This window comes from Halobellus sp. EA9, from assembly GCF_051195055.1.
Classification (GTDB): domain Archaea; phylum Halobacteriota; class Halobacteria; order Halobacteriales; family Haloferacaceae; genus Haloquadratum; species Haloquadratum rubicundus.
On record NZ_JBNTJW010000009.1, the window covers coordinates 20,389 to 33,489 of the forward strand.

Genomic DNA, 13,101 nt, shown 5'->3' on the forward strand with positions numbered 1-13,101 from the left:
GGCGAGATCAAGGCCACTGAAGCGTCGATCGCCCCAACAGTTCGAGCTGATTAGAGCTGGTTAAGCACCCGACTCAGGACCATTACGGTTGCCTCTGTGTGGAGGTATCGGTTCTGGTTCCCGCACTGAGAGTCCATAATACAAGCAGGGCAACCACCGGTTCCCTTACAATCACATTGTGCGACCCGCTCTCGGGTTCGTTCGGCGATGGTCTCAACCTGTTCATAGATTCGTTTGCTGAAGCCGAGACCACCTTCGACGGCATCGTGAATGAACCACGTCGGGACGCCCGTCTCCTCGTGAACCGGTGTACTTAGGCCTCCAAGGTCGGACTTATCCATTCGGAGTTCGAGCGGCGTGAGTTTGATCATCCCGTGTTCGGCCCCATGGAGGCCGCCACCGAAAATCTCCATCACATCGCCATCGGTCAGCGTCGATGGATCCTCTCCTGTGATCTCGTGAAGAATATCGTCCTGGAGGGAGAGTGGTGTCTCAATCCACATTAGATGGGTGTTGAGTTCGATCGGCGGGAGGCCAGTCGGCTGCATCGGTGTCGTTGCCTTCCCTGAGCTGATCTCCTTGCGCTGGAAGTGAGTGTAGTGGATTTCGACGGTGCCTGTTCCCCAGGCGAGGGCGTACCCGTTCCCTAGCTCGCGAGTCGCTTCTGGGTCGAGGTTTCGAACTGACTTCTCAGAGACCGTCTTTGTGTATTCGTTCGTGCGAACTTCCTGAACGGTCACATAGGGATTGGGGACATCTTCATTGAACTCAATCACCTCGTACTGAGCTCCGTTATGGAGGAAAAGGGCGCCCTCGTGGTGATCCCGGTAAGCACGCTCCTTATTGATTGGCTCCATATCAATCTCGCCGTCCCGGCACCGAACATCGAACTGGGTATCCGTAGTCGTATACATCGAGATATCGGATTGCGGGCGCGGGGAGCCAGTATAGCGGACGCTCCGCGAGAGATCGCCGGCCAGTTTCCCAGCGTCGATCCACATCTCCACCGCACGATCGAGGCGATCTCCATCGAACCACTCGCGATCGTCCTCCGTCAACGGATGTTCCTGTGCAGCGCAGAGGATGTGCTGGGCGTAGACCGGATTGTTTTCGAGACCGATGACGGCGTCCTCGATTGCGTCGCCGAGGACATACTCGGGATTGTCGAGGATGTACTGGTCGATGGCGTCGGCCCGGGCGATGAACACCGAGAGTGCGTCGGTGTCGCCACGACCGGACCGCCCGACTTGCTGCCAGAATGACTGTCGCGTTCCCGGATAGCCAGTGAGAATCGTCGCGTCCATCGATCCGATATCAATCCCTAACTCGAGGGCGTTGGTTGATGTGACTCCGTCAAGTTGCTCGCTTTTGAACTGGTATTCGGTCCCTCTACGCGTCTCCTTCCCGAGGCCAGCGTGGTATGGTTCGACGCTCAAGTACCCTGATTTGGAATGGTCACCTGCCGCGCTCCCCGCATATTTCGCGCCGAGTTCTGCGTTCTTTCGACTCCGCGTGAACATCAGCGTCTGGATACCGTTCAGGCCGAGGTGAGCGAGAATCGCGCTTGCTTCTCGAACAGGGTTCGTCTGTGCCTCTTGGAAGTCCTCAAAATCGGCGTCCGGATCTAGTGCCTCCTCTTCGACGGGCGGCTTCCAGAACGCGATGTCACGCTTCCCCCGGGGAGAGCCATCGTCTTCGACGACGGTGAATGATTTCCCGGTCAGTCGATTCGAGTGTTCGGCCGGGTTCCCGATTGTCGCGGACGTACAAACGATCTGGGGATCGCTCTCGTAGTGGTCGAGAATTCGCCGTAGTCGACGGATCGTCCACGCGACGTGCATCCCGTGGACGCCGGTGTAGGTATGGGACTCGTCGATTGCGAGGAGGTCGCAGTTCGCTAAGAACGAATGCCACCGCGTGTGATGCCCCAGATAGACGTTCACGCCGACGAAGTTGGTGATGATGACATCGGCGGTTTCGCGGATGTGCTTGCGGCGGTCCTGCGGCGTATCACCATCGTACACCCGAACAGAGATGTCGAGACCGAGGTCCCCGAAGAATTCGTTGAGTTCCTGTTCCTGATCGCGGGAGAGCGCCTTTGTCGGGTAGACCAGAAGTGCCGTTGAGTCGGGATCAGCGAGATGTTTCCGGGCGATCTGAAGCGCGTAGACGTAGGTCTTCCCCGAAGATGTCGAGGTGGCGACGCAGACGTTGTCGTCCTCGGCTAGGTACCTGAGTGCGGTGGCTTGGTGGGTAAACAGATCGCCGACTGCCTCACGAAACGGATCGGCCAACTCTGGGCGGAGCACATCGTGAGGATCGACGTACGAGCCGTCTCTAGCAGGAACGGTTTCAGCGTGTTTCAGCTGGTCCTGGTACTCCGGAAAGGTTCGTTGGAGGCCGTGGGCGGTGATGGGCGCGTACTCCGGTGGATCTGAATCTGAACTCATGGATTGTGATTCACCAATCTGAGAGAGTTCCCTGTGTGGTTGTGTCGCTGGTATCGCGAGACGACTCGTTTGTGGAGATAATCCGACCGCTCTCTTGGAGCGCTTCGTAAATGACGGCGAGTCCCCGGACATCGTCCTCGCAGTAGGATTTGAACCGGTCCCAGTCGAGCTCTGTCGCCGGAGACTGGTCGGCCATCCACTGCTGGTACGCTCGGGCGACGGCAGCACCAGTTAATCCCGTATCGGTCCGTTCGTATCCGATCGCGGCCGCAACGTCTTCGAGCTTGTTCGTCCGCCCGGGGAGAATCGCATTGCCATCCTCGACGGCCCATTGGTACGGATCGAAACGGTACGTGCTGGTCCAGTCATCTTCGTAGTGGGGGCAGTACTCAACGATGTGATCATGAATAACGCTGAAGTCGAACTTCCACCCTCGATACGCTACCAAGGGCCGGTGACTTGCGTTTGCCGTGTACCACGCCATGAAGTCCTCGATCGCCTGCCTGGGCTCTTCTGGGTTCGTCTGAATGAACGACATATAGTTCCCGTCATCAGCGGTCCCGTCTAGCACCCCGATAAGCCACGTGATCGTTGGGTTGAGCCCGTCCGTTTCGATGTCGATGTACACCGGATCGCCGCTCGGGAGCGGTTCGCTCGACTCCCGAACGATTTCGCCATAAGCGATTGCCTTCGCACTCTGCTGGATCCGCTCGGCAGTCGTCTGCCCCAATCCAGGAAGATCAGAAAGCAAACTCGGAGCCGCCTCGGCGACGTCATCGCGGCTCGTAAAACCCGCTTCTCTGAGGTGTTGCGCTCGTTTCCTCCCAACCTGATCCAGCGCTCGGAGTCCGAGTTGCGACCGGTTCAGTGATCGTGTGAGTACGCGCCCGTCGACCCGGCAGTCGAGGGCGACAAGGGGCGTATCGGCGTATCCAGCCTCTTCACCACCTCCAATAACGGTGAGGCCATCCCACTCGCGCCGATACTCGTCTGGGAGTTGCGTCGAGATATGGATATACTCCCCATCAAGGTGTTTTAGGTCGAGTTCCGAGACATACTCCTCACGACCGACGAGCGAGGTCGAGAGCGTCGTGGTATCAACGTTCAGGTCGAGTAGCCCACTGAGAACGAACGTCGGGACGCTGGTATCGAGGTCATGTCCTTCGTACTCGTGGATCTCGCGCAGTGTCTGAACCGTTGGTGCAAACACGAACTGGACGCCGTCGATACGACGGGGGCCACTCACCGGAGCGTTGCCAGCTGGATGGAACAAAAGCGTATCCGCACCAATCCGTTGTCGGAGGCGACTGGCCGCGCGGGGAGCTGGGGCTTCCCCTGTTAGGAGAACGATCGCAGGATCGAAATACGAGAGCCAGTCATCGAGTGCCGTTCGGTCGGCCTGCTCAACAAACTGTGGGGAAGCACACGCAATCCGGGTAGTAGCAGGCGACGACATAGCTGAATTCTCTATTGATGTACGGTTACAGTGCTTATGTTCTTGAGTGTCTGGTTATCACAGTGAAACTGGAGCATCGGTCTTCGAATCGTAGGAGAACCTCTTCGGGCCCTTGATCCATAGATTTGTCTTCTGGAAAGGGGCTCGAGTCGGCCGAGACCGTCGGATGACCGTTTCATTTGATAACACTATGCGAGCAAGTCGCGGGATTCGACGCGAACATGCGACCGGTTCGTTGTACTATCCTGTCTGATTTCGATTCGCTCACCAGCGGCGTCGACGAGCTCCTCTTGATGCGAGACGAGGATGATCTGATCCACCCCTAGCTCTCGCATTCGAGTGATTAAACCGGAGAGTTCGTTGATGTGCTGTTCGTCGAGGTAGACGGTAGGTTCGTCGAGGATAAGTGGGGGAAGCGGTGCTCTGCCACTCAATCCTTCTGTAAGCAATTGATAAATCGCACACCGGAGGGCGAGATTGAACAGGGCTCGCTCACCACCAGAGAGATCTGTCGGGTCGAGTGCCTCTCCCGACTTCTCGTACACAGTCAGTTCGTAGGAATCAGAGAGCTCAAAGTGGGCATAGGAGTCAGTTTGGTAGAGCAAGTCGAACAACTCGTTGAGGAGTCGTTCAAGTTCGTCGACGTTCCGCGTTCGGAGATCCTCTCGAAGGTCGCGATACATCTGCTCCGCCGCTTCGCACTGCTGGATAGCCGTTTCCAGACGGTCGATCTGTTCCGAGAGGGTATCCCGTTGGTCACGCTTCCGAGAGAGTTCATTGAGCGCTTCATTGATTCCGCCTTTCTCAGATCGGAGCTCGCCCTGTCGGGATTCGAGATCCGCACGCCGCTGCTCAAGTACTGACTGCCACCGAGCAGCGCCGTCTCGCCGACGTTCAAGCCGCTGAATGCGCCCAGGGTCTAACTCCTCTCGGGCCCCTTCGAGTTCGGATTCCACTCGCTCTCGCTCGTTTCTCCAGTGGTCGATTTGCGGATCGACGTCCTCCTCCAGCCGTTCGTCGATCCGATCACGCTCCCGGCGTTTCTGGTCTGCCTCCGAAAGGGCTTCTTGTGCCTCACTGAGCGACCTCTGTTCGGCTTCCAGGGATTTCATCTCGTCGGTCAGATGCCCGCGTGCTCTAGCTGCTCGATCGGCCAAAGCCTCTAGGTGAGGGATAGCGGTGCGATTATACGCGGCCCGTGCTCGTTTTGTGATGGCCTCCTCTTCGAGTTCATTGGCCTCCTCACGCAGGGACTCAATCGTCTCAGATTGCCCCCGAATCTCCCTACGGAGGTCTTCTGTCCGACTCTCTAATGATTCGTACCTTCCAGCGGCGTCTGCGAGACTGCGCGCCTCTTCGACTGTCCCCTCTTTCGCCGCAACCTCGGATTCTTTGTCCTGAATCTCTCGCTTGAGGCGACGGACCTTATCGCGATCCTCTTCGTAACTCGAGACATTGGGAGCATCTTCGACTTCCTGTCCGCACTCAGGGCATCGGCCTCTGATCAGTAGCAATCGTGCATGGCCCACGCTGTCGCGAGTGGTTCTGAGCTTCCCCCGGAGGTCCTCCAGTTCTCCTCTTATATCCTCCAGTTCGGCTATTTTCTCTTCCTTGTAGCATTCAACAGCATTCCGGCTGGTAGGACTCTGTGCGAACCGCTTCTCGATGTCTCCCATCTCATTCTCTACGTCCTCCAACGTCCCCCTGGGATCGCTCAGATCGCTCTCTTTCTCATCCGCCTCTCGACGTCGCTCTTGCGCGGTCCCTTCGAGGTCGTCAGCGTCACTCTCCAGCTCTCCAGCAGTTGTCTCGGCCTCCTCTGCAGCGTTGCGGAACTCGCTGACTCTCTCGTCCGCGACATCACGAGCGGTTTCGATCCCGTCCAGACGCTCATCAATCTCCTCGATCCGCGACTTGACGGCATCCAAATCAAGACTCTCAACCGATGTTTCCTCAAGATTGTCCTCGGCGGTAGACTCGCATGATGCGATCTGGGTCAAATACTGAGCTCGTTCGTTTTCCAAGTCAACTCGCTTCTTTCGCTCTTCGCCGAGGTTGGATCGGACCTTTCTAAGCTCCGTCTCGAGATCGTTGATCTGAGACTCTAACTCCTGGAGAGATCCAAGCTCCTCATCAGCTTCCCGCCGCTCGTCTTCCAGCGGCGCGATTCTATCATCGAGAGTGCTGATCTCGTCACCGATCTCGTCAAGCTCCGATTCGACACGTTCCAGTTGCTGCTCGAGTTCACGATCCTCAAGCGCGTCGATGTCACCCTCAACCCCTTTCAACGTCCCCTCTTTGGCATCCTTCACACTCTCGATACCGTTTCGAGTCGTCCCCATCCGATTCTCGTAACGGTCCAACTTCCCCAACTGGAGAAGCTGGTCGATCATGTCCTGCCGATCGCTCGGGCTCGCGGTGATCAGCTTATTGATGTCGCCCTGACGGACGTATGCACAGTTGAGGAACGCGTCGGCGTCCAACCGAAACAGGTCCTCGATTGCGTCATCGACGGGGCCAGGGTCCTCAATCGGCCCGTCAGGTGTCGTCAACGTGACGTCGTGATCAGTCTGAGTCTCGTACTCACGGACTCGACGTCGAACGTGGTACTGGTCTCCGCCGTGTTCGAACCAGAGTTCGACGACCGCTTCGTCCTCGCCCTTCTCGATGACATCGGCAAGGTTTTTTCCGGACGGGAGAGCGTCGGCCCCATAGAGGGCAAAGAAGCAACCTTCTAAGAGCGAGGTCTTCCCTGCGCCGTTAGCTCCGTACATGGCCGTCACACCGGCTTGGAGATCGATCGATTCATCGACGAAGCATTTGAACGAATCCAACTGGATGCGGGTGAATTGCATGGGTTAGCTGTGGGTGGTGACTTGGTTGGCGTTGTTATCGAACGATTCGGAGCTTCCGGGTCGGAGTTCGAAATCGGAGTGTGAGTAGTGAGTCTCACCAACAATATCCGAGCTGACACCCTGCTTATTTCGAGATGGAGAATCAGTAATCATCGAGTCCCACCTGTTTGTCAGCCGTTGTATCATCGGCAGTCGATCCGTCAGTCGTGGACTCTTCTTCCACGTCGGCTGTCTCGCTTGAGGGAACCGGATCAGAGTCATCACCAGCCGATGCGGTATCCACCGATACAGCCTCATCAGAGCCGTCTGACCCGTCACTCTCGGCGGTTTCAGCCTTGGACGTCGAATCAGTCTCCGAAACGGTGTCACCGATCGTTCCGGCCTGCTCCCGCAGTTCCTCTTCAGTGAGTTCTGGTTCTACCGGAGCAAACGATTCTGGGATCTCTTCGATACGGGCCTCAATATCGGTCTTGACCTCCTCCTTCAGATTCGAATCGAGAGGAATCTCGGCGCGTGCCTGTTGCTCTAGTTCGTCGACAACAGTACTGAGGCCGAGTGTTTGCCGTCGCCGTTCGACCGCGTCCTCGGGATCGGCAAATGAAACGTCGATTGCCACGCGATCACTCCCACGCTGCCGTCTGTCAGAGACGCGGGCAACGAGCGCACCCAGTTCGTGTGCGAAATCTTCGAGCGGCCCGACCGTCACTGGATCACCTTCACCGATGATCCGAACTGCCACTACTGCACCCTCGAGATTGCGCTCCTGTAATTCCGCTCGAACCGCCGCGTCGACGTCCTGGTCCTCGGTCGCTTCGATATCCACGTATTCGTGTGCGCGCGTATCGAGCGGAATCCGGTCGTAGGACACCCCTTCAGGGCATATGTCGTCTCGATCTTCACGCTCATCCCCTGCTCTGGCATCCGCCCCGAACTGAACGATGGTGTAGCCACGCTCGGCCCGTTGGTCGGTCGCCGTCCGCTCGGTCGAGCCGGGATAGGTCGCCAACGTCCCCCCGATATTCTCGTAGGCAGGCGTGTGATCGTCGCCGAGAAGCGCCACGTCGAATCCGATAGAGGACGAGGACAGAACGCTGGGAAGCGACCACTCCGTATGCGGGACTAGCGGCTCAAACGCGCCGTGCGCGACCAACACCGCGTGTTCAGCATCGTGCTGTTCGAAATCGTATTCCAACTGATCTCGTCGCGATGGGGACACGTAATCCTGCCCGTAGACGGCCACGTCGTCCAGGACTGTCGGCTCATAATTGAGGTGAATCGCATCAGCGACCTCCGAGAACACGGAAACCCATTGCTCGTCGCGAGTCGAATCGTGGTTCCCTGCGACGGTGAGAAAGGGAATATCGGCTTTCTGGAGCCGACGGAGTTGTCGGATTGCGTGAAGAAGCGGCCCGATGCGCGGATTCGAATCGTGAAACATGTCTCCACTGTGAACAACACCGTCGACGTCGAGATCAATCGCGTCGTCGATTACCTGCTCGAACGCTGCGGCGAAGTCATCGGCCCGTTCTTGGTGATGGTACTGATGATACCCAAGATGAGTGTCCGACGTGTGGAGGAGGACGGTCATCGGTACACCTCAATATAACGGCTAGTACTATCCGAAACGGTGTCAAGGCGACTCTCAAGGACCGATTCGGTGATTTCCTGATATTGGGCGAACGGTGCGGCGGTCGATGTGGATTGGATGCTACTCATAGATTCGTAGTTAGTGGAGGGTGTGGACTTCGAGCTGCGTATCGAGTGGTGGGTCGAGAGCGCCCAGATCGATATCGCCGACGAGGGCATCGAGTGTGCCCTCCCATACCGGTGGGTGGTCAAGCACGTCGAGGTCGTCGAACAAGCCTTTCCAGAGACCCGCGCGCTCGTACTCCTCAACCTCTGGCGGGATGACATCGAACACCTGCTCGGACGCGACGACGATCAGACCCCGCTGCATTCTGGACATAGCTACGTTGAGGCGGTTCGGATTCAGCAGGAATTCCGACTCAATCTGAACGAAATCGGGATCCGAAGCAGTCGCCGACACCAGAATAACCGGCCGCTGCCCGCCCTGGTATCGTTCCACGGTGTCGCACTCGACATCGTTCAGATAGGTGTCCAGGAGACCGCGCTGAGCGTTGTGTGGCGTGACGATTCCGACAGCGTCGTCGGGGTGGCTGGATTCGGCGATCGCCGCCCCAATAGCTGCCTCCACTGGATTCGATTGGCGCGAGGCGTCCTCGTCATGAACGATGAGTGTCAGCGCGTGCGGGACAGCATCTTTGGCGTCGAGAATGTCTGGATCACAGAGCACTCGACCTACCCCTCGGCTAACTGGCGTTGGTCGGCGAACCGTCTCTCTCTCCTCGGAGTAGTACGGGATCCCGTCCTGTTCGTAGACGTGCTCGCGGAGGAACTCGGCGACTCGCTCGTGACACCGATAACTTTGCTCAAGCTGATACAAGGGGATCGTAGCTGTGCCAGCAACGACACAGCGCTCAGCAGGATGATCGCCTCGATTGTGGTCATCGACACCGACATCGTCCCCCCGGAGTAGCCGACAGTAGTCGAGAGCTGAAAGCGATGGACGACGCTCTTGAGTCGTTCGTCGGAATTCACTCTCCCACTCATACTGGCGAACGGGGGGCATCTGTCGCTGGTCGCCGGCGACCAACATCTGCGCGTCATCATGAAGAAAGGCCCCGACGGAAAGGAACGACGGGAGCCGCATCATCGAAGCCTCGTCAACAGCGAGTATATCGAAGAACGACGCGTTCCCGGCTAGCCAGTCCTCAGGAGTCCGGTCGCCTCCCTGCATGATGTCGAAGTTGTCGACGAGTTTGTACAGCCGGGCGGGCGTGCCAAAGACGAGCGTCTGCTGGCCTGTTTGGCGACGAAGTCGACCGACGATCCGCCGAAGCTCCGCATCGTCCTCGTGGTAATCGAGGTAGGTGACGTGCTCTAAGGAGTCGTCGGGTTCGTCGGACGTCAGCCGAACGAGTTCGAGGTAATCGAGCAGGTCATCGCAGCCGGTATCCTCAGCGCGTTCTCCCTCGTTTCGATACGCGACTAGAGCCGTGTGGATATCCTCGAGGACCTCGTCCACGGCCTTGTTCGACTCTCCAGCTACGATCCCGGCACAATCACGGTCGTCGACCGCAAAGGCTCGTACCCGGGCGAGGGTCGCATGTGCGAGCGCCCCCGATGTCTTCCCAGTGCCTGGCGGGCCTTGTAGGAGGGTTAACTGAGCGGTTGTCTCCGCGATGAATCGCTGTTGCTCTGTGTTCGGTGGGGGGTCCACCGTCGGTTCAGCCGTATCTACATCGCCTGGGTCGAGTCCGTCTCCCTCGCGATCCCTCTCTAGGGCGTCACCAAGATCGCCCACATCTCGATCCGGTGGTGTGGCCCACTCAAGGTAGCCCTGGACACCAGCATCCGAGATCGCGTCCGTTGTGGGAGAATCGAGTCGCCCGGCTGCGAGATCGTCAAGCAGCTGGCAGAGCGTGTTATTCTGTGCTTCCCCAAGGAGATCGTAGGCACGCTGAGCGACGATATCGTCGGTCTGCTTATCGAGGATGAATATCTCGTCCTCAGCGAACAGGTATGTGCGATCATCCTCGTCATCCGGATCAGTGGTCCACCCTCGATGCCACGTTCGATACTCACGGTCCCCTTGCCCCCGAGACGGGAAGGCGGTGAGGTGGATCGCCCGTTCTTCGATATCGAGGTCCTCGACGGTGAGCGCGGGCCCGTGTTCGATGTATTGCGGTTGCGGGGAATCCTGCGGGTCGGCGTGCCGATCCAATCGGTTCGCGACCACCCACGAGCCCATCGTCGAACCGTCGGTCTCTTTCAGTCGACAGGCCCGGGCAACCCGTTCCCCGTCGTCAAAGAGTGGATCGTAGGGAAGATGGCCGTCGACGTGGAGAACGTTTGTATCATCATCTACCCAGGCGTCGGTGACGACAACCGGGACAGCCTCGCCATTTCTGATGCGCTGGGTGACTGGCAGGCCGTACGATTTGAGCTGGTCCCGTCGACCCGACTCGTGTTCGAGTGCGAGAAACTCCGTCGCGGCCCGGGCAGTATCACTCTCTCCGAGAGTGAACGTGGAGAGCTCGTCGAGAACGACCGGTCGCTTGGTGAGGTCCGCGTTGCGGTACTCGAGAGAGCGTTCTAGATGAGCACAGCCGTGGGCGAACCGCATCACGAGCTGTTCGAGATCCTCAATCGTGATCCGAGTGGTCTGAGCGTCCTCGTTGATCCATCTGAACGGTTCGACCGACTGATAGCTATCTGATTCCTCTTTGATTTCTGCCGCCCACTCGGGTGTGAGCACCTCGTGAGCGGCCCAGATGTACTCCAGTGGGATCTCCGCTCTCCCCCGTGGCCGGGAGGGATAGTAGCCATCACGATCGTCTTCGGCATAGAGGGCGAGGCCAGGGCGCTCCCGCCGATAGCCAACGGTGTAGTCAAACAGCTTGTAGTCGAACGCCTCCTTGAGATCAACCTCCACTCCGTCCGACCGGGTATACTCCCAGTCACGCCGATAGAGGGCATCCTCATCGGCATCACAGACATCAAGTGCCGGCAGGAGCCCGACTGTGGGAATACCGAGAGCACGCCGCTCACGGAGCTCCCGCTGGACGATGGAGACCATTGCCTGCTCGTCATGATCGAACGCTTCGTCGCCCCGACCACTAAGAGCCGCCCGGAGCCCAAGCAGGTCACGAACTGCGGACGCTCCGGGGACTTCCTGCCGAGTCGCGGCCTCGACGAGGGTCTCGTACTCACTGTTCGTGAAGAAATAGAAGTGGACAGCGGCCTGATCGGTATCCATCGCTGCGCCGAGGGTCTGGACGGCACGGAACAGATCTTCCAGTCCGTCCGTGAGTAATTCTTCTTCAAGCGCGGTGGCCCCGGCCACCGAGTCGGGAACAGCCGACGCGACATGGCCAAACCGGACGGGATCATCGGCGTTCGACGCGGACACATATCCTCCGATCGCGTTGATTCGGTCGTAGCGGTGGTCTCGCTGGATATTGAGGTAAATCCGGATCATCCCACCCCGCTCGATGGGCTGATTGAGATCGAATCCAGGATCATCAGCGGGGAGTGCGCCATCGCCGCTCCCGACGAGCCAAACGGGCGTACGCCCGCCAGCTGCGAACGTCGTTCCAGGGGCGACCCGCCCCCAGAACGATTGGGCACGCTGGATGTGACTTTGAAGCCGCTCCGAGATCCCCGGTTCGTCGAGGAGCGCCTGGTACGTTTCACGGTCGCGAGGACGGAGGTCGTCATAGTCGTAGGGGCGCGGCTCACCAGGGGGGTACGCCAGTCCGGCGAGGTCCTCGATAGTTTCGACGCCATAATCAGCGAGGACTGCCTGGTCGTTCCGCGATAACCCCAGCAGTGCAGTAGATCCCGATTCGAGTGCCTCAGTGTAACACGCCTCCTTGTACGCACAGCCGTGGCACTTCGGCTCGAGCTGGTAGGTGACCGCGTCCGGCTCAGCGTTGTAGAGATCATCGAGCGGACCGTCTTCCCGGATGAGGCGACGGACGTCCACCTCGCGGTTTCGGAGATCAAATGAAGGGAAGGCCTCCGGTGCCGCGTCGTCGAACTCGTCAGTACGGATGATGATTCCCCCCTCGATTACATATGGGAAGTCGACATCGACGTGTTCGAGAAACTGACGCAGGAGAAGGGTGTAGCAGGCAACCTGAATTTGCTGATAGGTCTTCTCTTCGTGGGCGGCTTTGATATCGAGGATGCGAAATCGTAGCCCCACCCGATCGGTGTCGTTCTCCTCGGCGTCCAGCGGGAGCGGCCAGCACACCAGGAGGTCGGCATCCCCGGCGACCGGCCACGCATCTAGATGGTTGCCGAGTCGCGCCTGTTCAAGAATGAGTGGCACCGTAGGATCAGGAAGATCGAGTGCCGCATCGAACGTATCGAGCAACGCTGGCCGAGAGCGTTCCCACGTCTCAATATGATCGTGATCGCGGACGTGGGCATGATCTCGAAGCTCGTCGACCACCTGCTCTTCGTAGTCGTTTCCGTCTTTTGCTAGCAGTAGGTTCAGCGGGCGAAAGGCCTCTTTGTAATCGTTCTCACGCCGTCGTTCGGCGGCGTACTCGTCGTCATACTCGAACTGGAACCACTGCGGACAGCCATCAAGGTTGACGAAGCGCCCAAGCTTCGATGGAAGGATTGGCGGTTTCTCAAGCACTTCGGCGGGGACCTCAATGGGCGGCGGAGGTGTCGACGACGTGGCCATACTTAGTATCCCCTAGTTGTTGTGACAGCCGTCATAATCGTTCGGCTCAGGACAGCTGTC

Annotated in this window: 5 protein-coding genes; all 5 read right to left on the minus strand. The window is 58.5% G+C overall.

Annotated elements, in window-relative coordinates; translation table 11 throughout:
- Positions 1-50 precede the first annotated feature (50 nt).
- Positions 51-2,450, minus strand: a complete 2,400-nt coding sequence (locus tag ACQUQ0_RS12470) for a DEAD/DEAH box helicase (protein ID WP_435185466.1) — start codon at positions 2,448-2,450, stop codon at positions 51-53.
- A gap of 10 nt (positions 2,451-2,460) precedes the next feature.
- The gene (locus ACQUQ0_RS12475; protein ID WP_435185467.1) at positions 2,461-3,696 is read right to left on the minus strand and encodes a ribonuclease H-like domain-containing protein; all 1,236 of its coding nucleotides are present in this window, start codon (positions 3,694-3,696) and stop codon (positions 2,461-2,463) included.
- A gap of 398 nt (positions 3,697-4,094) precedes the next feature.
- Positions 4,095-6,761 (minus strand): AAA family ATPase, encoded by a 2,667-nt coding sequence (locus ACQUQ0_RS12480; RefSeq protein ID WP_435185469.1) that lies wholly within the window; start codon positions 6,759-6,761, stop codon positions 4,095-4,097.
- A 142-nt stretch (positions 6,762-6,903) separates the two neighbouring features.
- The gene (locus tag ACQUQ0_RS12485; RefSeq protein ID WP_435185471.1) at positions 6,904-8,349 is read right to left on the minus strand and encodes a metallophosphoesterase; all 1,446 of its coding nucleotides are present in this window, start codon (positions 8,347-8,349) and stop codon (positions 6,904-6,906) included.
- Positions 8,350-8,487: 138 nt separating this feature from the next.
- The gene (locus tag ACQUQ0_RS12490) at positions 8,488-13,041 is read right to left on the minus strand and encodes an AAA domain-containing protein (protein ID WP_435185472.1); all 4,554 of its coding nucleotides are present in this window, start codon (positions 13,039-13,041) and stop codon (positions 8,488-8,490) included.
- Positions 13,042-13,101: the final 60 nt, after the last annotated feature.